Origin of the sequence: Rhizobium sp. P38BS-XIX, from assembly GCF_012641435.1 — a bacterium.
Taxonomy (GTDB): domain Bacteria; phylum Pseudomonadota; class Alphaproteobacteria; order Rhizobiales; family Rhizobiaceae; genus Rhizobium.
Genome location: NZ_JABAIJ010000006.1, coordinates 362,255 through 385,998 on the forward strand (window position 1 = coordinate 362,255; position 23,744 = coordinate 385,998).

Sequence of the window (23,744 nt, forward strand, 5' to 3'; positions counted from 1 at the left end):
GATTATCCCAACAGGCTGGTGTCTTGTTTGTGGACGAGCAGCATGGTCGACGTATTGCCGAGGATGCGGTCGTTCGAGATCATCAGTTGCGCGGAATGCGCGTCGCGCAGATGGCGACCGAGGCTATAGGGCGTACCGTTCTTGTAGCCCATGATGCCGCAGATGAGCATCGCGTGATTAATGATCGGCAGGATCATCTCGGACGAGGCGATCTTGACGTTGTTCATCGCCACAGCAAACGCCATCGACGACAGGCGGTCCGCATCGAGCTTCGCCTCTTCATAGGCCTTCAGCCCGGCAACCACATTGGATTTCACCATCTGCAGCATGCTGGAGGCTTCGGCCAGACGCAGGGCGCCGGGCGGCGGCGCACCAGGAGACTTGCGGGCGGCGGCACGCACGAATGACTGCGCACGAGCGACTGCATCGGCGGCAATGCCGTACCAGACGCCGCTCCAGAGCAGATGCGAGCTTGCCAGCATCGATTGTGCGGCGATCTCGGCAAACGGCTTGGGCAGGATCTGTTTGGCCGGTGCCTCTCCCTTGAAGAGAAAGCCGTCGGAGCAGGTGCCACGCATGCCGAGCGTATTCCACTCGACCGTACGCTGGATGTCGTACTGATCTTTCAGGAAGCAGGTCAGCACCTGGTCGGAGGATGCTGCCTCGGCGTGGCTACGCGAGGTAATCAATATGGCGTCGGCATGGGCGCCGTAGGAAATGACGGTCGCATCTTTTTCCAGGTAGCAGGTGTCGCCTTCGACCCTGATGGCGCAGATGCTGTTGCGCAGATTGCCGCCGATGCCGCCCTCGGTCGTTGCCGAGGCGAGCAGAAGCTGTTCCCTCGCGATGCGGCGCATGAAGTCGCGATGCCATTCGCTATCGGCGCCATGCTCGACCAGGCTCGACAGCTTGATCTGATGCATGGCGAAAACCATGGCGCTGGCCGCGCATGCCTGACCGAGGATCGAGCACAGTTCGGCGATCGCGGTTGTCGACGCGCCCTCCCCACCCAGATCGGCCGGAATCTGGATCGAGAGCAGCTTCTCGGCGCGCATGGCTTCGACTGCTTCGCGCGGGAACCGGCCATCGGCATCGACGGCGTCGGCGTGTTGGCTGGCGATGACAGCAACACGGGCAGCACGCGCTGCCGCTCGGTCGGCTGTCCCGACTTCGGCTAAAGCGACCGCCGCAGTCATCAGGCGACCTTTCTGCTGTCCAGAATCAAACCGACTGTCTTCTCGATCGCAGCAATACTCGCGAAGGACTTGCGGTTCAGCAGATTGTCGGGAAACTCGATGTCAAAGGCTTCTTCGATGCCAAGCATCAATTGTACGGATGCAAAAGAAGATAGACCTGTCGCATAGAGATCAGCATCATCTTCAATCTGATCGACAGCAACGGGAAGCGCACCAAACTTGGCCAGCAAATCGCGAATCGTCTTGTTCATAGTCTAGTCCCTTCTTGCAATTGTCAGCACAACCGAAGTTACGCTATCTTATCATGTGCACGGAAGTAACAGGCAAAATAGAACATTCCGCTAATCGACGTGGTAAATGCGGCCGATCTATACTTTGTATAGGATTGCCATATTCAACAATTTTCTGATTAAAATTTACCAAGTGTAAGCCATATAACCAACGGCTCACACGTAAACATTGAATTTTATGAATATGAGGACAGAGCGATTTTGGGGAGAGTATAGCGCATAAGAAGGTTAATGCGCAAAATTTCGCCATCACGTTTTATTCAAAAATCCTCATTCACAATCATGACGACGCCGAAAGTATAGGATCCGGCGCAGGAATTATCCTTCCGGCGGATAGAGATGCTCGCCGCCGCGATAGTCGGAAACAGAATAGCAGCCTTCCTGCAATTCACGCACCGAACTCTGGCTGATATCCGCCTTGCCGTAGCCGCCGGGAATATCGAGAATATAAGTCGGCTGACAAAGACCCGAGATGCGACCGCGCAGGGCTGCGACGATCGCCTGGCCCTCCTTGATCGATAGGCGGAAGTGGCCGGTGCCGGGCGCCAGATCGGGATGATGCAGGTAATAGGGCTTCACCCGCGTTTCGACGAAGGCCTTCATCAGGGCGGCCAGTACGTCCGGATCGTCATTGACGCCCTTCAACAGCACGGACTGGCTGACAAGCACGATCCCCGCATCGACAAGCCGAGCGCAGGCCGCACGAGCCTCGTCCGTCATTTCGCGGGGGTGATTGGCATGCAGGGCGACATAGGTCGTCTTGCCGCTGACCTTCAATGCGGAAATCAGCGCTGCATCGACCTTGGCGGGATCGACAACCGGAATGCGGGTATGAAAACGAACGATCTTCACATGATCGATATCCGCGAGCTGCCGCAAAATCTCCTCGAGGCGTCTCGGAGAGAGCACAAGCGGATCGCCGCCGGTGAGGATTACCTCCCAGATCTCCTGATGGTCGCGAATATAGGCAAATGCCCCGTCCAGCGCTTCGCCATCGAGCGTGCCGAGGCCCTGCGGCCCCACCATTTCGCGCCGGAAACAGAAACGGCAATAAACCGGGCAAACGTGTACGGCCTTTAAAAGCACGCGATCCGGATAACGATGCACGATCCCCTCGACCGGGCTATGCGCGTGATCTCCGATCGGATCCGCGCGCTCGTCCGATGTCACAATCAATTCGGCCGCATCGGGCACGAACTGGCGCGCGATGGGATCGGCGGGGTCGGTCGGATCGATCAGGCGCATCACGGATGGCGTCAGGGCGACGGCATAACGCTCTGCCACGGTTTCCAGCGCAACGGCCTGATCGGCATCGATCAACCCGGCCCTTTCAAGCTCGCCGACAGTCCGGATCGGACGCATCACATTCATGCATCGAACTCCGCCACCGGCGCCCAAAGCACCTGCTCGATACGCGAGGCACCCGTCGCCAGCATCACGAGCCGATCGAACCCAAGTGCAATACCGCTCGCCTCCGGCATGACGGCGAGCGCTTCCAGAAACTCCTCATCCAGCGGATAGGTCTCGCCATAGACCCGCTGCTTTTCCGCCATCTCGATCTCGAAGCGGCGGCGCTGCTCCTCGGCATTGGTCAGTTCGCCGAAAGCATTGGCAAGCTCGACGCCGCAGGCATAGAGCTCGAAACGCTCGGCAACGCGATGATCTCTGGCGGATGGCCGGGCGAGCGCCGCCTCCGACACCGGATATTCGTCGAGAATGGTAGCGCGACCGAAGCCGAGGTTCGGCTCGATCTTCTCGACCAGCACGCGGCTGAACAGATCCTGCCAGAGGTCGTCGTCGGCAACGCGAATGCCCGCCTGGCGCATATCCGCCGCAAGACGCTCCCGGTCCGTCGATCCATCGAGGCCGATGGACGCAAAGAGATCGATGCCGGCATAGCGCTCGAAGGCAGCGGCAACGCTGATGCGGTCGGGCGTGACGAACGGGTCGGTTTCAGCGCCGCGATAGGTCAGCTTCTTTGCCCCGACAGTCTCGGCCGCCAGCGCCAGAAGCGCGCCGCAATCGGCCATCAAAACCTCATAGCTCTCGCCGGCCCGATACCATTCGAGCATGGTGAATTCCGGATGATGAAGAGGTCCGCGCTCGCGATTGCGATAGACGTGGGCAAAGCAGGCGATACGCTCCTCACCCGCCGCGAGCAGCTTCTTGCAGGCGAATTCCGGGGAGGTGTGCAGATAAAGCGGCAGCGCCTTGCCGTCAGTCGTCAGCGCCTCGGTTTCGAAAGCATGCAGGTGCGCCTCGTTGCCTGGCGAGACCTGCAGCGTTGCGGTGTCGACCTCGATGAAGTCGTTGCGAGCGAAAAAGCCACGAAGGGACGCCTGAATCGCATTGCGGCCGATGAGGAACGGCCGCCGGTCGGCATGGACATTGCGGGTCCACCAGGGGGACGCTTTGCTCGTCTTTGGCTTCATTCCTAGCTTTCTTCCGCGCGGCGGCCACGTTGGGGGGTGGCAATTTCCATTGATTTAGGGTAGTTGCGCCCCCAAGCAAACAAAAGCTGCGTCTCGGAGAGCATTTCACAGTCCCTCTACGACGCAAAACGCAGCGTTACAAGGAAGTCTTATGGTCAAGGTCATCGCCTCTTCCGTCCGCAAGGGCAACGTTCTCGATGTCGACGGCAAGCTCTACGTCGTTCTCACCGCACAGAACTTTCATCCGGGCAAGGGCACCCCGGTCACCCAGGTCGACATGCGCCGCATCGTCGACGGCGTGAAGGTGTCCGAGCGTTGGCGCACCACCGAGCAGGTCGAGCGCGCCTTCGTTGAAGACGTGAACTTCCAGTACCTCTATGAAGACGGCGAAGGCTTCCACTTCATGAACCCGGCCACCTACGACCAGGTCGTCGTCGACGTCGAAACCATGGGCGACCAGAAGGCCTACCTCCAGGAAGGCATGACCTGCATCTTGTCGATCCACGAAGGCATCCCGCTCGCGCTCGAGCTGCCGCGCCACGTGACGCTCGAGATCACCGAGACCGAGCCGGTCGTCAAGGGTCAGACGGCATCCTCGTCCTATAAGCCAGCCATCCTGTCGAACGGCATCCGCACCCTGGTGCCGCCGCACATCAACGCCGGCACGCGCGTCGTCATCGCAACGGAAGACAATTCCTATGTCGAGCGCGCCAAGGATTGATCCTTAGCCACTTGAATTCATAAAAACGCCTCGTCGTCGACGGGGCGTTTTTTGTTTGGGATGAAACACACTCGCATAAATGCGGGATTGAGCCCAACAAGCTCGAGGCATCGCCAGCCCTGTCAGGGCGTGTTGGCTTCCTTCACGTCCTTCGATTCGGTCTCAACCTTGTCCGTGCTTGGCTCGGCCGTCGGGGTTTCGGTCTCGATGCTGTGCTCGTGCGGGGCCAGAGACTGCAGATGCAGGATGCGCGGCGACATGGCATGCGCATAGGCATCCGAGCGCCCGATATAGATCACCGTCGTGTCGGCCAGCTCGGCAAGCAGGGCGCTGAACTTCGCCTGGACCTCGACCTCCAAGCCCTCCAGCGGATCGTCTAGAACGATCCACTTCGGCTTGGCGAGAAGCAGATGGGCAAATCCGACGGCCTTCTGTTCTTCCGTATCCAGCAGACGATCCCACCGCGCCTGCGTATCAAGACGATTCTTGAGGCGTCCAAGCCCCACCTGCTCCATGGCGGCCTCGACAGCGGCATCGTCATAGGCATCCCTGTCCTCGGGGAAGGAAATCGCCTCCCGCAGCGTGCCGCCAGGCACATAAGGCATATGCGGAACGAAGAGCATGTCTTCCATCGGCGGCAGGCTGACCGTGCCGGACCCGCTATACCATTGATGCGCCAGCACTTCGAACAACAGACGCCGGTTGACGCCATGGTCGCCGTTGATCATCACATGCTCGCCGGCCTTGATGGTGACCGTGCCCTCGGCGATCCGGAAGCCGTTCTCCGTGGCCTCGTCACTGGTCTTGGTCGAAATCTCCAGATCGGTCCACGCCATCGTGCCGGGCTCGGCCTCATCGAAGACGAGCGTGTGCGGCATCGGCGGCTTGTCGTCCATCTCCGTCAATGCCTTGCGGAAATCGGTCACGCGCATCAGCGTGGCGCGCCATTCGGCGATCGGTCCGAAATTGGCAACATACCAGCGAAGGGCGGTGTTGACCTGATTGAAGGCACCGACCGCGACCATCAGCTGGCCGAACGTCAGCCCGCCGGAGAAATAGGCAGGCGCGGCAACGAGAATGGGGATGATCAGCACCAGCCAGCCATAGCCGGCGGAAACCCATGTGAGATTGGTGTTGGCTATGGCGAGCTGACGAATGACGGCAAGAACCGCGGAAATATCGACATTGATGCGCCGGCGCTCGTTCTCTTCGCCGCCGGCAATGGTGATTGCCGGCATATGCTCGTTGGCATGCATCAGCGCGAACCGCAGCTCGGCTTCCTTCGAATAGCGATCGGCATTCAGCCGCACGAGGCGGCGTCCGACAAACTGGCTGAGGAACGACGCCGAGCCGGCATAGAGGATGGCGGCCCACACCATATATCCGGGAATGGCGAAGCTCATATCCTTGAAATGGAAGACCATGCCGTTCGACAGTTCCCAAAGCACGCCGATAAAGCTGAGCAGCAGGATCGTCGCCTGCACGAGACCGATCGCCAGGCCCGTCGTACTTTCCGCGAGATTGCGGGCATCTTCATGCAGGCGCTGGTCGGGATTGACGCCAATCAGCCCGGCGGAAGCGAGGCGAAGCGCGCGCTTGGCCTGCAGCCATTGGTTTACCAGATCTCTCGCCAGCCCCTCGCGCATGTAGAGCGCGGTCATCTGGTTCAGCCAGGCTTGGATCACGTTGAGCACGAGCAGCGACCCGGCAATCATGCCGAAGACGCCGAGCTGGTGGAAAAAGGCGGCAATATCGCGCCGTGCCAGCGAATCGTAAAAAGGCGCGTTCCAGCTGTTGAGCAGCACCTGAACGTAGGCGGTGATCATGATGATCGCGAAAAGCGCAACGGTAAGCGAAATGATCTTCAAGCGGACAGGCGAATTCCAGAAGGCGGAGAACATCATTCTCAGCCGAAAGAAGAGGCTCAAATCATACCCGACCTGCTCGTTTCCTGGACTATTCGGCTTAGCTTCCGCTTCAACTGCCATCAGCACTTCCCTGCGACGCACATCCCCTCAGTTAACCACCACACGCCCTCATGTCCATCCTCGCAACAGATCCGCGCGATCACGTTCCTTATACACCGTTTCATGTCTTGAACCGAATTAGGCCAGGAACTAGCTTGCACAGGAAAGATTGAGAAAGCCTTCCGATGCAATTTCAAGGAACTGCCGACTATATCGCCGACAAGGATCTCATGGTCGCTGTCAATGCCGCGATCCGCCTGGAGCGTCCGCTTCTGGTAAAGGGTGAACCGGGCACGGGCAAGACGGAGCTGGCGCGGCAGGTGGCCGCTGCTCTCGGGCTCTCCCTGCTCGAATGGAATGTGAAATCGACAACCAAGGCGCAGCAGGGCCTTTACGAATACGATGCCGTCTCACGCCTGCGCGACAGCCAGCTTGGCGACGAAAGGGTTCAGGATGTCGGCAATTATATCCGCCAAGGCAAGCTCTGGCAGGCTTTCACGGCGCCGCAGAGATGCGTGCTGCTGATCGACGAGATCGACAAGGCCGACATCGAGTTTCCCAACGACCTGCTGCAGGAACTCGACCGCATGGAGTTCCATGTCTACGAGACCGGCGAGACCATCCATGCCGCGATCCGCCCGATCGTGATCATCACCTCGAACAACGAGAAGGAGCTCCCCGACGCCTTCCTGCGCCGCTGCTTCTTCCATTACATCCGCTTTCCCGACATGGAAACGCTGGCGCGTATCGTGGAGGTTCACTATCCCGGCATCAAGCAGACGCTCGTCCATGAGGCCCTGACGCAGTTTTTCGAAATCCGCGACGTACCGGGCCTGAAGAAAAAGCCGTCGACCTCCGAAGCCCTCGACTGGATCCGCCTGCTGGTCGCTGACGACGTTGATCCGGCAACGCTGCGTGCCGACGCCAAAAGCGCACTGCCGAAACTGCATGGCGCACTGCTTAAAAACGAGCAGGACGTGCATCTCTTCGAACGGCTGGCCTTCATGGCGCGCGGACAAGGGAAGTAGTCACACCTCTTGTCGCGTTGAAGTTCATCCGGTGGGAGACCAGAAAGATCGCCACTTTTGAAGCCGATCTTCGACACGCTGCCCCGGCTCTTCTTGAACATCCGTAAGCGACAACCGACATCAGGCCACGGCCGCCGCTTCTCACAAACCTTGCCCATTGACCAGCAGAGACAGCAGGTTTATGGATTTCTCCTCGTGGTGATTTGGCCGGCCGGCTTGCAGCCACGTTAAATAAGTCGCTAAAGGGCCGCGTGCGGACCGGTAGCGATTCATCGCGGCCGGTTTTTTTGTATTTGGCGAGTGAAACAATGCCCATCAAGATCCCCGATACGCTACCCGCATTCGAAACCCTCCAGAGCGAGGGCGTGCGGGTAATGACCGAAACGGTGGCGTTCCGTCAGGATATCCGCCCCCTGCAGATCGGGCTTCTCAACCTCATGCCGAACAAGATCAAGACAGAGGTCCAGATGGCGCGCCTGGTCGGCGCCTCGCCGCTGCAGGTGGAGTTTTCGCTGGTGCGCGTCGGCGCACACAAGGCGAAGAATACCTCGGAAGAACATCTGCTTGCCTTCTATCAGACCTGGGAAGAGGTAAAGCACCGCAAATTCGACGGCTTCATCATCACAGGCGCGCCGATTGAGCTGCTCGATTATGAGGATGTCACCTACTGGAACGAGATGCAGCAGATCTTCGACTGGACAGCTACCAACGTCCATTCGACGCTGAACGTCTGCTGGGGCGCAATGGCTGCCGCCTACCACTTCCACAAGGTGCCGAAATATACGCTGACGGAAAAGGCGTTTGGCGTCTATCGCCACCAGAACCTGAAACCCTCGTCGGTTTACCTCAACGGTTTCTCGGATGATTTCGCCATTCCCGTCTCGCGCTGGACGGAAGTGAAGCGTGCCGACATCGAAAAGGTGCCCGGCCTGCAGATCCTGATGGAATCGAGCGAGATGGGCGTCTGCCTCGTGCACGAACAAGCTTGCAACCGGCTCTACATGTTCAATCATGTGGAGTATGATTCCACATCGCTTGCGGACGAGTATTTCAGGGATGTGAATTCGGGCGTGCCGATCAAGATGCCGCACAACTACTTCCCGCACAACGACCCGGAAATCCCACCGCAAAACCGGTGGCGCAGCCATGCGCATCTGTTTTTCGGAAACTGGATCAACGAGATCTACCAGACCACGCCATATGATCTGGAGGAGATCGGCCAGGAAAGGACCTGACGCTTGTTCATTCCCTTCTTCCTGAAGCTGAAGGAAGCGAAGGTACCGGTGACGCTCCGGGAATTCCTGTCGCTGCTTGAGGGAATGGAAGAAGGGATTGCCGATTATGACGTCGAGGCCTTCTACTATCTGGCGCGCACGACGCTCATCAAGGACGAGCGCTTCATCGATCGCTTCGACCAGGTCTTCGCCGCTTATTTCCGTGGCGTGGAAGCGATCGGCGGAACGATCGAGGGAGAAGCGCTGGAGCCGACGGCCATTCCTGAGGAATGGCTGCGCAAGCTTGCCGAGCGGCATTTGACGGAAGAGGAGCGCAGAGAGATCGAAGCGCTCGGTGGCTTCGACAGACTGATGGAGACGCTGCGAGAGCGCCTCGCCGAACAGAAGGGCCGGCATCAGGGCGGCTCGAAATGGATCGGCACGGCCGGCACCTCGCCCTTTGGCGCCTATGGCTACAATCCGGAAGGCGTGCGCATCGGCCAGGAAACCTCACGAAACCGCCGCGCGGTGAAAGTCTGGGATCGGCGCGACTTCCAGAATCTCGATGACGGCGTCGAACTCGGCACCCGCAACATCAAGGTGGCGCTGAAGCGGCTGCGTCGCTGGGTGCGCGAGGGGGCGGCCGAGGAACTCGACCTTTCGGGCACCATCCGCTCCACCGCCGAGCACGGCTATCTCGATGTCCGGACACGGCCCGAGCGCCGCAACGCCGTCAAGCTCCTGATGTTCTTCGATGTCGGCGGCTCGATGGACGATCATATCCGTGTCGTCGAGGAGCTATTCTCCGCCGCCCGTGCGGAGTTTCGCCACATGGAGTATTTCTATTTTCACAACTGCCTTTACGAAGGCGTGTGGAAGGACAATCGCCGCCGCCGCGTCGATATCACCGCAACGACCGACATCGTCCGCACCTTCGGCCCCGACTACAGTGTCGTCTTCGTCGGCGATGCCTCCATGAGCCCCTACGAGATTACACAGGCTGGCGGCTCAGTAGAGCATTGGAACAAGGAGGCCGGCGAGGTCTGGCTTGCGCGCATGACCGGTCATTTCCGCAAATGCATCTGGATCAACCCCGTGCCGGAAAACTACTGGGGCTACACAACCTCGATCTCCATCATCCGCCGCCTGATGGCCGACCGCATGTACCCTCTGACACTCGGCGGCCTGGAAAAGGCGACGCGGGAACTGTCGCGCTGAATGTTCAGCATTCGCATGTCGTGGTGCCACCAAATAACCACAACCATTTATAGAAAGAGAAGGACGATAGATACCTCCCCGCACCCTCGGGGACACCGGTGGAGATGTGCGTGCACCACGCTGTGAGATTTCTTCTCCTCATCGCGACCATTTTGCTCGTCTCGCAGCAGGCGAGAGCGGAGGAGGGAGACTTTTCCGGCCAGTGGAATCAAACCTACTCCGACGTCGGCCCATGCGAGAAGTGCCGCGTGGGCGTCGTAAGGCAGGGGAGATTTATGACGATCAGCACGAACGACGGCTGGAGCGCTACGGCGCAGACCGGCCGGTACGGAAACGTGAATTACGCTGAGGGCACAGGTCAGTGGAGCGCTCAAAGCGGTATATACAGCTCAAAACCGTTCGATATCTTCATCGCCATTCGTGGCGATAGGCTGATGATAATCATAGCGGTGGAAAAATCGAATGGATCGAAGCAACCGATCAGGGCTCTTTTCAGTCGGAAGCCTGTCAAGTTTCTCAACGACAAGACATAGTGGCCGGATGCATTTTCCATGAATTCGGTGGAAAGAACGCCGCGTCTTGATCCCCCTCTGGCCCCCTCTAAATTTCGCTCGGGAATCGGTTGCGGAATAACGCGAATGGGGGCAGGGTCTGGCCTCACATATTCGAAAGCGATGGATGAGCTGATATGACGGAAAGCACTTTGCAGCGGGAAGTTTTTGGGACGACGGCAGACGAGGAAACCGTCTATCGCGTCAAGATCGTCGGCGGCGGCCTGACCGCGCATATCATGTCCTGGGGCGCGGTTATCCAGGATCTGCGTCTTGACGGCCACGCGCCCTCGCTGCTGCTCGGTTTCGACGATTTTGCAGATTATCCCGCCCATTCCTCCTATTTCGGCGCGACGCCCGGGCGCTGCGCCAACCGCATCGGCGGTGGCCGTTTCACGCTGGATGGCAAGCAGTATCAGCTCGAGCTCAACGAAAAGGGCGTCACTCATCTGCACGGCGGCAAGGACAACATCGCCAAGCGCAACTGGACCATCGTCGAACACGATACCGATCGCGTGGTGCTGAAGATCGTCGATCCCGATGGGCGCGCCGGCTACCCCGGCAATTGCACCATCCATGCGACCTATCGCGTTCATGGCAATGGCGAGTTCTCGGTGACATATGAATCCACCACCGATCAGCCGACGATCGCCAATGTCTGCCAACACGCCTATTTCAACCTCGATGGTCGCGAGGACGCGCTCGGCCACGACATCATGATCGCCGCCGATCACTATACGCCGACCGATGACAAGCAGGTCCCGACGGGTGAAGTCCGCTCGGTCGATGGCACAGTCTTCGACTTCCGCGAGATGTCGCCGATGAAGCGTTTCGATGGGAGCGAACAGGCGCTCTACGATCATAATTTCTGCCTTTCGCGCGAGCGCACCGCCAAGCGTTCCGTCGCGCTCGCACGCAGCGTCAATTCCGGTGTGTCGATGGAAGTGCGCACCACCGAGCCTGGCGTGCAGTTCTATACCGGCTTCAAGCTCAATGTGCCGGTTCCCGGCCATGACGGCCGCAAGATCGGCCCGTTTGCCGGCTTCTGCATGGAAACGCAGGTCTGGCCCGACGCCATCAATCACGAAGGCTTCCCCAATGCCGTACTTCGCCCCGGCGAAGTGCTGCGGCAGGAAACGGACTATATCTTCACCAAGAACTGAGCCGGGCATGTCCTGCTCAATCCATCGTCGGCCGGGCGTCCAAAGCGCCCGGCCGATTCTTTTTTGCCAAACGCCCAGATTCACCTTGTGAATTGGTTCTAAATAGGTTCTAATTACTCACCATGGATAGAACCAGTTTGATCGCCGAACTGAACAATCGCGGTCTCAGTGAAGGGACCGGAAGCGGGCCGCTGTACAAGCGGCTGGCACAGGCCTTGACGGGTCTCATTCAGGAAGGACTGCTGAAAGCCGGTACGGCGCTGCCGGGCGAGCGCGATCTTGCCAGTGCGTTGGAAATTGGCCGCATCACCGTCAGAACCGCCTATCGCGACCTCTTGGCCTCCGGCGTCATCGAATCGCGCCACGGCAGTGGCACCTTCGTGTCGCAACATGTTGAACGCATCGAACAGCCGCTGTGGCGCCTCTCCTCCTTCTCGGCGGACATGCGATCGCGTGGACGCGAGCCCGCGGCGCGTGTTCTCCAGCGCACGATTGGCACGCCCTCCCCGGAAGAATGTTTCCTTCTGGGCCTTGCCGTCGATGAGCCGATACTGCGGCTCGACCGATTGCGCCTTGCCGATGACCAGCCGCTCGCCATCGAGCGCGCCGTCGTCCCTATCAAGTTTCTCGGCAAGGACGCCGTATCCGAAGGATCGCTTTACGACACGCTGGCGGCCAATGGCTTCAAGCCGGTGCGCGCCCAGCAAAGACTGACGGCCGTGACGCTTGACCCGACATCCGCAGCGATCCTGACGGTCAAAGCCGGCGCGCCGGCGCTTCTGATCGAACGCGTGTCCCGCCTCGCCGACCAGCGCGTGGTTGAATATACCCGCTCGCATTATCGCGGCGATGCTTATGATTTTGTTGCTGAATTGAGAATTGGAGATGACCTATGAGCGAGACCCAGTCCCTGATGCTGACGGAAGCCGGCCAATCGCCTGAAGTGGTTGCGACCCTGCTTGAAAAAGAAAAGCCCGCTTTCGCTGAGATCGCGAAGCTCTTCGCTTCGGGCCGGCCGTCGCTGATCACGACGGCAGCGCGCGGTTCGTCCGACCATGCGGCCACCTTCTTCAAATATCTCTTCGAAATCTCCTGCGGCGTTCCGGTCGCCTCCGTCGGCCCGTCGATCGCCTCTGTCTATGGTGCGTCCCTGAACCTCAAGGGCGGCATCCATTTCACGGTATCCCAGTCCGGCGGCAGCCCCGACATTATCGCAATGCAGGCGGCAGCCAAGAAGGGCGGCGCGACCACCATCGCCGTCGTCAACGTCACCGACAGCCCGCTTGCAAAGGAAGCCGACATCGTGCTCGGCCTCAATGCCGGCAAGGAACAAAGTGTTGCCGCCACCAAGTCCTTCGTCGCCTCGGTCGCGGCCCTTGCCGGCGTGACGGCAGCAGTTTCGCAGGACAAAGCCCTGATCGATGGCCTTGCCAAGCTGCCGGAAGCCCTGGCCGCCACCTCGGGCATCGATGGCAAGGCGGCAGAAGACGTGCTCTTCGATGCTTCCTCGCTCTATACCGGCGGCCGCGGCCCTGCCTTCGCTATCGCGCTTGAAGCGGCGTTGAAGGCAAAGGAAACCGCCGGTCTGCATGCCGAAGCCTTCTCCCTGGCCGAACTCATGCACGGCCCGATGCGCCTGGTGCAACCGGGCTTCCCGATCGTCGCCTTCTCGCCCGATGATGCCGCCTTCGCCAACAATGCGCAGGCGCTGGAGCGGCTGCAGAAGCTCGGCGCCACCGCCGTTTCCTTCTCGACCGCGCCGCTCGCCGGCATCAATCTTCATATGCCGACGACGGGCAATGGTCTGCTCGACCCGCTCGTCTCGCTATTGTGCTACTATCGCCTCATCGAGTCGGTAACGCGTCGCAAGGGCTTCAACCCAGATAAGCCGGCTAACCTTCTCAAGGTAACGGAGACCATGTGATGGAGTACAAGGTCTTTACCGGCGCCCGCATCTTTGATGGCGACCGGTTTCACGACGACAGCGCGCTTGTGATCGGCAACGGTCGCGTCCATGCCATCACCGGTGCGAATGACGTGCCGGAGAATGCCGAAACGATCCGGCTCGATGGCGGCGTGCTTGCGCCGGGCTTCGTCGATGCGCAGGTCAATGGCGGCGGCGGCCGCATGCTGAACGACGAGCCCTCGCCCGAATCCATGTACATGATCGCCGAGGGTCATCGCCCCTACGGCACGACATCGGTGCTGCCCACGTTGATTACCGATGTTGCAGCGGCAACGATGGCGTCGATCGAAGCAGCCGTCGAGGCGGTGAAGACCAATCGCGGCGTAGTCGGCCTCCATCTCGAAGGCCCGCACCTGGCTCCGGCCCGCAAGGGCGCGCACCTCGCCGAACTGATGCGCCCGGTCGAAGACAGCGATGTCAAAACCTTTATCCGCGCTCGCGAAGCGATCGGCACCTTGATGATCACCATGGCGGCGGAGCAGGTGACCGAGCGCCAGGTACAGGCGCTCAGCGAAGGCGGCGTCATCATCAGCCTTGGCCATAGCGATTGCACGGCGGAAGCGGCGGATGCACGGTTCGATGTCGGCGCGCGCGGCGTCACCCATCTTTTCAACGCCATGAGCCAGATGAGCCATCGCACACCCGGCCTCGTCGGCGCGGCGATCGACCATCCCGCCGCCTGGTGCGGCATCATTGCCGACGGCCATCACATCGACCCGAGAGCATTGCGCATTGCGCTGCGCGCCAAGCGCGGCGAAGGACGCCTGTTCTTCGTCACCGACGCCATGTCGCTCGTCGGCACGGATCTCCCGAGCTTCACGCTGAACGGCCGCACGGTCTATCGCACCAAGGGTGGCTATTGCTCGAAACTCACGCTGGAGGACGGCACGCTGGCCGGCTCGGATGTCGATATGGCCTCCACGATCCGCTATGGCGTCAATTTCCTCGAGCTGTCGCTCGCCGAAGCACTGCGCATGGCGACCTCCTATCCCGCCCGCTTCCTCCGTTTGACGGATCGCGGTCACCTGACGCCGGGAACCCGCGCCGATCTCGTTCACATCGATGACGGTATCGAAGTGACGAACACCTGGATTTCGGGCCAGCCATCGAAATAGAGCAAGTCCGGCAAACTGCGCGGCGGTACTGCCGGGAATTGCGAGACAACGAACAGACAAGGCGATTCAGTGTTCGCGTGACATGCTGAACCGCCAGTCCGAACAGAATGAAGCGCCTTCGCAATTTGAACAAGGCGAAAGCGCTCTGATACAGCAAATGAGGAGACGCGGGATGACCGCAGTCACGGACAGCTATTTCTCGGCCGTCATCGGCAGGCTGCAGACCTTGCGCGAAGCACTGGCCGAGCCCATGTCCCGAGCTTCAGCCGCCATATGCACGGCCGCGCGCGCCGACCGCCGCGTCTATGTCTTCGGCACCGGCCACTCGCATATGCTGGCGGAGGAAGTGCATTATCGCGCCGGCGGCCTGGCTTTCACCATACCGGTACTGGTGGGCTCTGCCATGCTCCACGAAGGTGCCGTCATCAGCTCGGTCTATGAGCGCACGGAAGGTCTCATCCGGCCGGTGTTTGAACGCTATGGCATGCAGGCCGGCGACGTTGTCATCATCGCCTCCAATTCCGGGGTCAACGCCGCACCGATCGAGGCGGCCAACTACGGACGCGAAATCGGCGCAACCGTGATCGCCATCACCTCGCTCGCCTATTCGGCCGCCATTGCCAACGGGCGCACGAAGCTTGCCGATATCGCCGATATCGTGCTGGATAACGGCCTGCCGCCCGGCGATGCGATGGTCGAGCTGCCCGGCGTCGGGATGAAGGTCGGTCCGGCATCGACGGCCGTCGGAGCAACCGTGCTGAACGCGATCTTCGCAGAAGTCGCCGCGGAACTCTGCAAGGATGGCAATCCACCCGTTTACCTCAGCGCCAATATGCCAGGCGCCAAGGAAATCAATCAGGAGCTGGTCAAGAAATACCGGCCTCGCAATCCGCATCTCTGAACGAGAGCGGCCTTTGCCGTTTATTGCATGAAAACAGACGAATGAAGCGGCCGAGCGATTCCCGTGAAACGCTCGGCCGCTTCGTCAGATGTCACTGTGCCGCAGCATCGGTCGCGGAGGGCTCTTGCGTCGCCTCCGCCTGCTTGCGCCGACGACGAAGGACCACGTAGAACACCGGCGTCAGGAACAGACCGAACAACGTCACCCCAAGCATGCCTGAAAAGACGGCCGTACCGAGCGACTGGCGCATTTCCGCACCCGGGCCGGTGGCGATCATCAGCGGCACGACGCCGAAGATGAAGGCGAATGCCGTCATCAGGATCGGACGCAGGCGCAGATGGCTGGCCTCGATCGCCGCCTCCACCGCACTCTTTCCTTCAAGCTGCGCCTGCCGGGCAAACTCGACGATCAGAATAGCGTTCTTGGCCGCAAGGCCGATCAGCACGATCAACCCGATCTGCGTGAGGATGTTGTTGTCCATCCCTCTCAAATGCACGCCGATCAATGCCGCCAGGACTGCCAGCGGCACGATGAGGATAATGGCAAGCGGCAGGATCCAGCTTTCATACTGCGCCGAAAGCGCCAGGAAAACGAAGATGACCGACAGCGCGAAGATGTAGATCGCCGTATTGCCGGTGTGCTTTTCCTGATAGGCGAGTTCGGTCCATTCGAAGGTCGTACCCGCCGGCAGCAGGTTCTTGGCCAATCCTTCCATAGTGTCGAGTGCCGAGCCGGTGGAAACACCCGGTCCCGGGTTCCCCTGCAGGGGAACGGAGACATACATGTTGTAGCGCTGAACAAGCGCCGGCCCGGTGGTGTCGCGAATATCCACCAACGTGCCGAGCGGCACCAATGCGCCCGTTGCCGAGCGCACCTTCAGCGCCAGAATATCCTCGCGATCCATACGGTACTGCTGATCGGCCTGCGCCCGCACCTGATAGACGCGGCCAAAAGCGTTGAAGTCGTTCACGTAGGATGTGCCGAGGTTGATCGACAGCGTTTCGAAGATATTCGGGATCGGCACGTTCAGCGCCCGCGCCTTGTCGCGGTCGATCGCCAGGAAGTATTGCGGGCTGTTGGCGGAGAAGGTGGTGAAGACGCCACTTACACCCTTGTTCTGCGCTGCGGCGCCCATCATCTGGTAGGCGAGCGGCAGGATCCGGCGCATGTCCGGATTTTCCCGGTCCATGATCTGCATCTTGAAGCCGCCGGAATTGCCGACGCCGCGGATCGACGGCGGCGGAATGGCGATGATGAAGGCCTCCTGGATACCCTGAAGGCTGCCATAGAGCTGACCGATGATCTTGGTCGCAGTATCCCCGGTCTTTAGTCGTTCCTCGAAAGGCTTGAACGGCGTGAAAATGACGCCCGAGTTCGATGCATTGGTGAAAGTCGCCCCGTTGAAGCCGGCAAAGGCAACGGCATTTTCGACGCCTGGCGTCTTGTTGATGATCTCCGTCGCCTTCTGGATGACGGCGTTGGTGCGCGCCAGCGACGCGCCGTCAGGCAGCTGTACGACGACGATCGCGTAACCCTGGTCCATCGTGGGAACGAAGCCTTGCGGCACGATCTTGCCCATATACCATGTGGCACCCAGAAGCCCGACAAAAACAAGAAGCGCGCAACCGAGAGCGACCCACGTCGTGACGAGATGCCGGATGACCCAGGAATAGCCGCCGCTCATCCGCTCAAAGCCACGGTTGAAGCCATCGCCGAGGCCACGGCCGAACCGCGCAAAGATGTTGCTGGACTTCTTGTGGCTGTGTGGCCGCAACACGATCGCGGCGATGGCCGGTGAGAGCGTCAGCGAATTCAGGCAGGAGATCGCGGTTGCGACGGAGATCGTCACCGCGAACTGCCGATAGAACTGGCCGGTGATCCCCGGAATGAACGCTGTCGGCAGAAACACCGCGATGAGCACGAGCGAGATTGCCAGAACGGCTGTGCCCACTTCGTTCATCGTCACATGCGACGCCTCCTTCGGCGTCATTCCAAGCGCAAGGTTTCGCTCGACATTCTCGACGACCACGATCGCATCGTCGACGACGATACCGATCGCCAGCACCAGACCGAACAAGGTGAGCATGTTCAGCGAGAAGCCGAAGGCAAGCAGGAATGCGAAAGTGCCGATCAGCGAAACGGGGATGGCAACGATTGGAATGATCGCCGTTCGCCACGATTGCAGGAAGACCAGCACGACGATGGCAACGAGGATAGCCGCCTCGAAGATGGTCTTGTAAACCTCATGGATGGATTCGGCGATGAACTCCGTCGGATTGTAGATGATGCGGTATTCAAGCCCCTGCGGGAAATCCTGGGCGAGACTTTCCATCGTCTTCTGGATATCGGCGGCGGCATCGAGCGCGTTCGTGCCCGGACGTGCGAAGACGCCTAGCGCCACTGCGGGACTGCCGTTCAGATAACTATTGGTGACGTAATCCTGCGCACCGAGCTCGATGCGCGCGACATCCTGCAACTGTACGAGACGTCCGTTGCCTGTCGCCTTGACGATGACGTAGCGGAACTGCCGGGCATCGGAAAAGCGTCCCTGTGTCGTGACGGTATATTGAAAGGCATTGGTGCCGGAGACGGGTGGACCACCGATCGTGCCGCCCGAAACCTGAACGTTCTGATCCCGAAGCGCCTGAACGATGTCACCGGCGGTCATGCCATAGGCGGCAAGCTTTTCAGGATCCAGCCAGATGCGCAGCGAATATTGCCGCTCGCCGAAGAGCTGAACATCGCCGACGCCATCCAGACGAACCAGAAGGTCGCGGATGCGCGTGCGGGCATAGTTGGAAATATAGAGCTGGTCGTAGCGATTGCTGGGCGAGAGAAGGTGCACGACCATCATCAGGTCAGGCGAGCTTTTGACCGTCGTGATGCCGATACGGCGTACGTCATCGGGCAGGCGAGGCTCGGCGATGGCGACGCGGTTCTGCACCAGCACCTGCGCCTTATCGAGATCGGTGCCGAGCTTGAAGGTGATCGTCAGCGCCATGGAACCGTCGGCGCTTGAATAGGAGGACATGTAGAGCATGTCCTCGACGCCGTTGACTTCCTGCTCGATCGGCGTTGCCACCGTATCGGCAATCGTCTGCGAGTCCGCGCCCGGGTACGAGGTGCGCACGACGATCGTCGGCGGCGCCACTTCCGGATACTGCGCGACCGGCAGCTGGAAATAAGCGATGCCGCCGACAATCAGCAGCACGATGGATAGGACCGACGCGAAGATCGGTCGATCGACGAAAAAGTGGGAAAACCTCATTGGTTCGTCCCCTGTGCATCGGCCTGGGCCGGCGGCTCGTCATTCGTCGCCTGTTGCGGCAGTTCGATCAGCTGCGGCGCAACCTTGACGCCGGGGCGGATACGCATCAGCCCGTTGACGACGATCGTTTCGTCACCGGTCATACCGTCACGGATGACACGATAGCCATAGAGCTTCGGCCCGAGACGCACGGATTTCGGCGTTACGTTGCCGGCCGTATCCACGACATAGACGACGCGCTGGTTCTGGTCGGAGCCGATGGCTTCATCGGGGACCAGGATCGCCTTGTAGCTGTTGGAACCCTGAACCTGCACACGCCCAAACAGGCCGGGCTGCAGGATGAGGTTGGGATTCGGAAAACGCGCGCGGACACGTATCGTGCCCGTTTCGTTATCGACGCGGTTTTCGGCGAAATCGAGCTTGCCCTTGAAGGGTTTCTGCCGCGCATCGGCGATCGTTACAGTGACATCGAGGCCGCCGCCGCCCTGCTGCAGGGCGCTGCCGTTCTTGCGTGCTTCATCGGCATAGGATAGCAGCCGGCGCTCGTCGACATCGAAGTAGAAATCGATGGGATCGAGCGACACGATGGTCGTCAGCACCGTCTGGTCGGCCTGAACGAGGTTGCCGACCGAGATCAGCCGCCGGTCGATACGGCCGCTGAGCGGTGCGGTGATCTTGGTGAAATCCATGTCGAGATTGGCGCGGTCCACCGTCGCCTGCGCACCACGGACATTTGCCTGCGCCGAGATCAGGTCACGGCGGCGGTCGTCCAGTGTCGAAGCCGACTGGCTGCCCGTCGTCGACAGGGATTCCGCCCGCTTGTATTGTGCATCGGCAAGCGTGAGCGACGATTTTGCCACTTCGAGCGATGCCGCCGCCTCGTTCAATGTCGTGACGAAGGGTCGTTGGTCGATGACGAAAAGAAGATCGCCCTGCTTGACCAGAGTACCGTCCTGGAAATGCACTTCCTGCAAATAGCCGCCCACACGCGAGCGCACCGACACTTCATCGACGGCCTGGAAGCGTCCGATGAACTCGTCGCTGTCGACGACATTGCGGACGACAGGCTTGGCGACAGTGACGGGCGCGGCCGGCGGCGCACTTTGCGCGAACGCCTGGGCGCCTGAGAAAACAACAAAAACACAGCTGTAAAGAATGCTACGCGGCAGCACCGGCATGTAGGCCCCCTCGAAAAACCGCGTACGGCAAGGAGCGCCGCCGCGTTAAGCGATCACGAAATTTGCCTGCAATTTCCACGAAGGACCTGTCGCCATCAGGCGAAATGCAATCAGGTTTCTTCGGACGTCCCCAATATGCGCCACGAGCCGAGCCGGCTCGGGGTATCAACCGGCTCACTGTCCGGCACCACGCGTTAATGTATAAACGGTTTATTGAATTCGACAACAGGGAATGAAGCGGGCACGATCGAACGCAACCGCTTGTTTTTCCTCACGGAGAAGAACGCCTATAGGATGAAATGGTCAGGGCCTCAGCCCTCCAGTTCCTCGCGCAGCATCTCGAGCTCAAGCCATTCCTCTTCCATCTTCAGCAGGCTTTCCCGCAGCTTTTCCATCTCGGCCGCAAGACGGTTGAAGGTTGCGGGGTCCTTTGAGAAAAGGTTTGGATCGGCCATCTTCTTTTCGCGGACGCCGATCTCGGTTTCCGCCTTGGCCATTTCTTTCGGCAGGTTTTCGAGCGCGAATTTCTGCTTGTAGGAAAGCTTGCCCTTGCCCTTCGAGGCATCGGCGGAAGACAATGCGGCATCGGCAGCCTTCGGCTTCTCGGCAGCCTTTTCCGCCCGCTTTCGCTCCTCGATTGCGCCCTTTCGCTGGGCAAGCATGTCGGAATAGCCGCCGGCATATTCGATCCAGCGTCCATCCGGATCTTCCGGGTTGGCCGGTGCGATCGTCGACGTCACGGTGCGGTCGAGAAAATCGCGATCGTGGCTGACGAGGATGACGGTGCCGACAAAACCGGAAACGATCTCCTGCAGCAGGTCGAGCGTCTCGATATCGAGATCGTTCGTCGGTTCGTCGAGAATGAGCAGATTGGTCGGCCGCGACAGGATGCGTGCCAGCATCAGCCGCGCGCGCTCGCCGCCGGAGAGATTCTTGATCGGCGTGCGTGCCTGCTCGGGCTGGAACAGGAATTCCTTCATATAGCCGGTCACATGCCGCTGCTCGCCGTTGACGAGAAGGTTCTCGCCGCGACCGTCGGTCAGGTAGTTGGCGAGCGTATCTTCCGGGTTCAGCTCCTCGCGCTTCTGGTCGAGCGTGGCGATCTCCAGATTGGTGCCGAGCTTCACCGTGCCGCTGTCCGGCCCCAGCTGGCCCGTCAGCATCTTCAGAAGCGTCGTCTTGCCGGCACCGTTGGGGCCGACGAGGCCGATGCAATCGCCGCGATGCACACGGATCGAAAACGGCGCGACGATTGTGCGGTCGTTATAGGCCTTGGTGATCTTCTCCGCCTCGATCACCAGCTTGCCGCTTTCCTGCGCATCGGAGGCGGTCGCCTGCACGGTGCCGAGAGCGCCCTTGTGGCCGCGATAGCGGGAGCGCATGTCCTGCAGCTCGCCGAGGCGGCGCATGTTGCGCTTGCGCCGCGCCGTCACGCCGTAGCGCAGCCAGTGCTCTTCGCGCTCGATCTGCTTGCCCAGCTTGTGCTGTTCCAGCTCTTCGGCTTCAAGCACCTGGTCGCGCCAGGCTTCGAAATGGCCAAAGCCCCTGTCCAGCCGGCGCGAGGTGCCGCGATCGAGCCATACGGTCGCGGTCGAAACCTTCTCCAGAAACCGACGGTCGTGCGAAATCAGTACAAGCGCGCTGCGACTTTTCTGTAGTTCGCCTTCCAGCCATTCGATGGTCGGCAGGTCCAGATGGTTCGTCGGCTCGTCGAGCAGCAGGATGTCCGGCTCCGGCGCCAGAACACGCGCGAGTGCCGCGCGGCGCGCCTCGCCGCCGGAGAGGTTCTTCGGATCTTCTTCGCCGGTCAGACCGAGATGAGACAGCAAATAGGTGACGCGATAGGGATCGTCGCCCGGTCCGAGGCCGGCTTCGGCATAGGCGGTGACCGTCTTGTAACCGGCAAAATCCGGTGCCTGCTCGAGATAGCGCACGGTCGACGATGGATGCCGGAACACGTCACCTGATTGCGCTTCGACGATGCCGGCAGCGATCTTCAGAAGCGTCGACTTGCCGGAACCGTTGCGTCCGACCAGGCAGATCTTGTCACCCGGCTCGACCTGCAGGCCGGCGCCGGCCAGAAGAGGCGCGCCGCCAAAGCTCAAAAAGATGTCGTCGAGTTTCAGAATGGGAGGGGCCAAGATCAGACTCCGGAAAGGTCATATGGGCGGGCCAGAACAATCGCCCTGCCGCTGCCGAGCGAAAAGCGAACGTCGCCTTCCGCCACGTTGGAAATGGTGCGCGATGCGCCGAAGGGCAAATGAAAGTCGCGCAACGGATATCGGGCATTATAGATGAAAAGCCCCGTCAGATCGCTGAAACCGAGGACGGAGAACAGCGAGCCGGCCGGCAATGCCATTGAGAGATCGCCAGGCGGAAGCGGCACCGCCTCCTCGTCGCCCGAGGTCAGCAAGACATCCAATCCCTTTTCTGCGAGTTGCACTCCATAAAGCAGATGCTGAATGGCGTGGTCCGATCGCTCACCGCCCATGGCACCTGCGAGAATCAGCCTGACGGCGCCGCGATCGATCGCTTCCGAGACGGCGATCTCGCCATCGGTCGCGGCCTTGGCGGCCGGATATGGCTGCTTGGGCACATCGGGAAATGCAGACTGCAGATCGGCAGGTGTTGAATCGAAATCGCCGACCCAAAGCTCTGGTTCCACACCGAGCGCGATGGCATGGCGCATGCCGCCATCCGCTGCGATGAAACGGCTGCCGGACACCGCAACGCGCAGCCGCTCCGTCAGACGAAGCTCGCCGCCGAGCAGGATGGTGAATGTGGTGGACTGGCTCATGGGCCAAGCCCATAGCGCAAAGTCATATCCCTAGGGAAGAGCGACGTAGGCAAGAACGGCCCTGTTGGCCGCTCAGTCGTCCGTTTCCTTGAGCCGCGTCTGGACAACCTGTTCGTAGCTCGTGATGTAACGATCGAACAACAGCGAGAAACGCTCGATGTCCTCCGATGCCCAGTCGGCAAAAATACTGTCGATGACGGAATGCTTCTGCGCCTGGATCTCCGACAACAATCTCTGGCCGAGCGCGGTCAGCACGACCACGATGCGGCGTGCGTCTGCCTGCGAGGCCTTGCGCCGCAGAACGCCCCGCGCCACCATATCGGCAACGATGCGACTTGCCCGTGAGGGATCGATACGCAACATCTCGGCGATCGTTCCCACCGTGACCTCGCCGGCTGCCTCCGCTCGCCGTACGACATCGAGCACGTCGAGATGCGAAAGCTCGAGCCCCGGCGCAACACTTTGAATGGCCAGCCTGCCGATCATGCGGCGGCCCGTCAGCAGACGCATGCGCGTCATCGCCTGGCCGATACGCAGGAGATCCTCGTTTTCGGTCAGGGTCTGGGGTTCAACTTCACGTGTATTCGTCGCTGATGTCATCATCCCAACATATCAGAGGCGGACAAGAAATAAAACATGCAAACAGCATTCACCTGTCGTTGACATTTATATGCTAATGGCACATATATCTTTCATATGAAAACCGGGGCGCCCCGCGCATTCGATCGACCGCGCAGCG

Annotated in this window: 20 protein-coding genes and 1 riboswitch; of the genes, 10 read left to right on the forward strand and 10 right to left on the reverse strand. The window is 60.3% G+C overall.

Annotation, left to right across the window (positions count from 1 at the left end):
* Positions 1-2 precede the first annotated feature (2 nt).
* The 4 genes from HGP17_RS21155 to epmA all read right to left on the reverse strand — a co-directional run bounded on the left by HGP17_RS21155 (position 3) and on the right by epmA (position 3,918).
* Positions 3-1,196 carry an acyl-CoA dehydrogenase family protein gene (locus HGP17_RS21155; protein WP_168812416.1) on the reverse strand — a complete coding sequence of 398 codons (1,194 nt, stop codon included), beginning with the start codon at positions 1,194-1,196 and terminating at the stop codon, positions 3-5.
* A complete protein-coding gene (locus tag HGP17_RS21160) occupies positions 1,196-1,447 on the reverse strand; it encodes an acyl carrier protein (RefSeq protein WP_168812417.1) in 252 nt (83 codons plus the stop codon). The genes HGP17_RS21155 and HGP17_RS21160 overlap by 1 nt, the downstream gene beginning before the upstream one ends.
* A 357-nt stretch (positions 1,448-1,804) precedes the next feature.
* Complete coding sequence (locus HGP17_RS21165; protein ID WP_168812418.1) at positions 1,805-2,857, reverse strand: lysine-2,3-aminomutase-like protein; 1,053 nt, start codon at positions 2,855-2,857, stop codon at positions 1,805-1,807.
* Positions 2,854-3,918 (reverse strand): EF-P lysine aminoacylase EpmA, encoded by a 1,065-nt coding sequence (gene epmA / locus HGP17_RS21170; protein ID WP_168812419.1) that lies wholly within the window; start codon positions 3,916-3,918, stop codon positions 2,854-2,856. Before epmA ends, HGP17_RS21165 begins: the two co-directional genes overlap by 4 nt.
* Positions 3,919-4,069: 151 nt before the next feature.
* Between epmA and efp the strand changes: the two genes are divergently transcribed.
* On the forward strand, positions 4,070-4,639 hold the full coding sequence (gene efp, locus HGP17_RS21175) for an elongation factor P (RefSeq protein ID WP_168812420.1): 570 nt from the start codon (positions 4,070-4,072) through the stop codon (positions 4,637-4,639).
* Positions 4,640-4,761: 122 nt separating this feature from the next.
* Here the strand turns inward: efp and HGP17_RS21180 are convergent, their stop codons facing one another.
* On the reverse strand, positions 4,762-6,627 hold the full coding sequence (locus tag HGP17_RS21180; protein ID WP_168812421.1) for an ABC transporter ATP-binding protein/permease: 1,866 nt from the start codon (positions 6,625-6,627) through the stop codon (positions 4,762-4,764).
* A 164-nt stretch (positions 6,628-6,791) separates the two neighbouring features.
* On the opposite strand from HGP17_RS21180, the gene HGP17_RS21185 reads away from it, so the two are divergent.
* The 9 genes from HGP17_RS21185 (at position 6,792) to HGP17_RS21225 (ending at position 15,762) form a co-directional block, all read left to right on the forward strand.
* Complete coding sequence (locus tag HGP17_RS21185; protein WP_168812422.1) at positions 6,792-7,634, forward strand: MoxR family ATPase; 843 nt, start codon at positions 6,792-6,794, stop codon at positions 7,632-7,634.
* Positions 7,635-7,819: 185 nt separating this feature from the next.
* Positions 7,820-7,897: riboswitch (SAM riboswitch) on the forward strand.
* 45 nt (positions 7,898-7,942) lie between these two features.
* Entirely contained in the window at positions 7,943-8,869 is a 927-nt protein-coding gene (gene metA / locus HGP17_RS21190; RefSeq protein ID WP_168812423.1) for a homoserine O-succinyltransferase, read from the forward strand.
* Between the two features lie 3 nt (positions 8,870-8,872).
* Positions 8,873-10,066 (forward strand): VWA domain-containing protein, encoded by a 1,194-nt coding sequence (locus HGP17_RS21195; RefSeq protein WP_168812424.1) that lies wholly within the window; start codon positions 8,873-8,875, stop codon positions 10,064-10,066.
* A gap of 110 nt (positions 10,067-10,176) precedes the next feature.
* Complete coding sequence (locus tag HGP17_RS21200) at positions 10,177-10,599, forward strand: hypothetical protein (protein ID WP_168812425.1); 423 nt, start codon at positions 10,177-10,179, stop codon at positions 10,597-10,599.
* Positions 10,600-10,754: 155 nt separating this feature from the next.
* Positions 10,755-11,780, forward strand: a complete 1,026-nt coding sequence (locus tag HGP17_RS21205) for an aldose epimerase family protein (RefSeq protein ID WP_168812426.1) — start codon at positions 10,755-10,757, stop codon at positions 11,778-11,780.
* A 122-nt stretch (positions 11,781-11,902) separates the two neighbouring features.
* Positions 11,903-12,676: a GntR family transcriptional regulator gene (locus HGP17_RS21210; protein ID WP_168812427.1), complete on the forward strand. Its 774-nt coding sequence runs from the start codon at positions 11,903-11,905 to the stop codon at positions 12,674-12,676.
* The gene (locus tag HGP17_RS21215) at positions 12,673-13,704 is read left to right on the forward strand and encodes an SIS domain-containing protein (RefSeq protein ID WP_168812428.1); all 1,032 of its coding nucleotides are present in this window, start codon (positions 12,673-12,675) and stop codon (positions 13,702-13,704) included. The genes HGP17_RS21210 and HGP17_RS21215 overlap by 4 nt, the downstream gene beginning before the upstream one ends.
* On the forward strand, positions 13,704-14,861 hold the full coding sequence (nagA, locus tag HGP17_RS21220) for an N-acetylglucosamine-6-phosphate deacetylase (protein WP_168812429.1): 1,158 nt from the start codon (positions 13,704-13,706) through the stop codon (positions 14,859-14,861). Before HGP17_RS21215 ends, nagA begins: the two co-directional genes overlap by 1 nt.
* A 172-nt stretch (positions 14,862-15,033) precedes the next feature.
* Complete coding sequence (locus HGP17_RS21225; protein ID WP_168812430.1) at positions 15,034-15,762, forward strand: SIS domain-containing protein; 729 nt, start codon at positions 15,034-15,036, stop codon at positions 15,760-15,762.
* A 91-nt stretch (positions 15,763-15,853) separates the two neighbouring features.
* Here the strand turns inward: HGP17_RS21225 and HGP17_RS21230 are convergent, their stop codons facing one another.
* The 5 genes from HGP17_RS21230 to HGP17_RS21250 form a co-directional block, all read right to left on the reverse strand.
* The gene (locus HGP17_RS21230) at positions 15,854-19,030 is read right to left on the reverse strand and encodes a multidrug efflux RND transporter permease subunit (protein WP_168812431.1); all 3,177 of its coding nucleotides are present in this window, start codon (positions 19,028-19,030) and stop codon (positions 15,854-15,856) included.
* Positions 19,027-20,208 carry an efflux RND transporter periplasmic adaptor subunit gene (locus HGP17_RS21235; RefSeq protein WP_168812432.1) on the reverse strand — a complete coding sequence of 394 codons (1,182 nt, stop codon included), beginning with the start codon at positions 20,206-20,208 and terminating at the stop codon, positions 19,027-19,029. The genes HGP17_RS21230 and HGP17_RS21235 overlap by 4 nt, the downstream gene beginning before the upstream one ends.
* 311 nt (positions 20,209-20,519) lie before the next feature.
* Complete coding sequence (locus tag HGP17_RS21240) at positions 20,520-22,349, reverse strand: ABC-F family ATP-binding cassette domain-containing protein (protein ID WP_168812433.1); 1,830 nt, start codon at positions 22,347-22,349, stop codon at positions 20,520-20,522.
* A gap of 2 nt (positions 22,350-22,351) precedes the next feature.
* Positions 22,352-23,005, reverse strand: coding sequence for a thiamine diphosphokinase (locus HGP17_RS21245; protein ID WP_168812434.1), 654 nt, complete (start codon positions 23,003-23,005; stop codon positions 22,352-22,354).
* 72 nt (positions 23,006-23,077) lie between these two features.
* Entirely contained in the window at positions 23,078-23,605 is a 528-nt protein-coding gene (locus tag HGP17_RS21250; protein ID WP_168812514.1) for a MarR family transcriptional regulator, read from the reverse strand.
* Between the last annotated feature and the right edge of the window lie 139 nt (positions 23,606-23,744).

Coding starts and splice junctions, on each gene's coding strand:
- HGP17_RS21155 (WP_168812416.1), bottom strand. CDS start 1,196: ATGACTGCGGCGGTCGCTTTAGCCGAAGTCGGGACAGCCGACCGAGCG.
- HGP17_RS21160 (WP_168812417.1), bottom strand. CDS start 1,447: ATGAACAAGACGATTCGCGATTTGCTGGCCAAGTTTGGTGCGCTTCCC.
- HGP17_RS21165 (WP_168812418.1), bottom strand. CDS start 2,857: ATGAATGTGATGCGTCCGATCCGGACTGTCGGCGAGCTTGAAAGGGCC.
- epmA (WP_168812419.1), bottom strand. CDS start 3,918: ATGAAGCCAAAGACGAGCAAAGCGTCCCCCTGGTGGACCCGCAATGTC.
- efp (WP_168812420.1), top strand. CDS start 4,070: ATGGTCAAGGTCATCGCCTCTTCCGTCCGCAAGGGCAACGTTCTCGAT.
- HGP17_RS21180 (WP_168812421.1), bottom strand. CDS start 6,627: ATGGCAGTTGAAGCGGAAGCTAAGCCGAATAGTCCAGGAAACGAGCAG.
- HGP17_RS21185 (WP_168812422.1), top strand. CDS start 6,792: ATGCAATTTCAAGGAACTGCCGACTATATCGCCGACAAGGATCTCATG.
- metA (WP_168812423.1), top strand. CDS start 7,943: ATGCCCATCAAGATCCCCGATACGCTACCCGCATTCGAAACCCTCCAG.
- HGP17_RS21205 (WP_168812426.1), top strand. CDS start 10,755: ATGACGGAAAGCACTTTGCAGCGGGAAGTTTTTGGGACGACGGCAGAC.
- HGP17_RS21210 (WP_168812427.1), top strand. CDS start 11,903: ATGGATAGAACCAGTTTGATCGCCGAACTGAACAATCGCGGTCTCAGT.
- HGP17_RS21215 (WP_168812428.1), top strand. CDS start 12,673: ATGAGCGAGACCCAGTCCCTGATGCTGACGGAAGCCGGCCAATCGCCT.
- nagA (WP_168812429.1), top strand. CDS start 13,704: ATGGAGTACAAGGTCTTTACCGGCGCCCGCATCTTTGATGGCGACCGG.
- HGP17_RS21225 (WP_168812430.1), top strand. CDS start 15,034: ATGACCGCAGTCACGGACAGCTATTTCTCGGCCGTCATCGGCAGGCTG.
- HGP17_RS21230 (WP_168812431.1), bottom strand. CDS start 19,030: ATGAGGTTTTCCCACTTTTTCGTCGATCGACCGATCTTCGCGTCGGTC.
- HGP17_RS21235 (WP_168812432.1), bottom strand. CDS start 20,208: ATGCCGGTGCTGCCGCGTAGCATTCTTTACAGCTGTGTTTTTGTTGTT.
- HGP17_RS21245 (WP_168812434.1), bottom strand. CDS start 23,005: ATGAGCCAGTCCACCACATTCACCATCCTGCTCGGCGGCGAGCTTCGT.
- HGP17_RS21250 (WP_168812514.1), bottom strand. CDS start 23,605: ATGACATCAGCGACGAATACACGTGAAGTTGAACCCCAGACCCTGACC.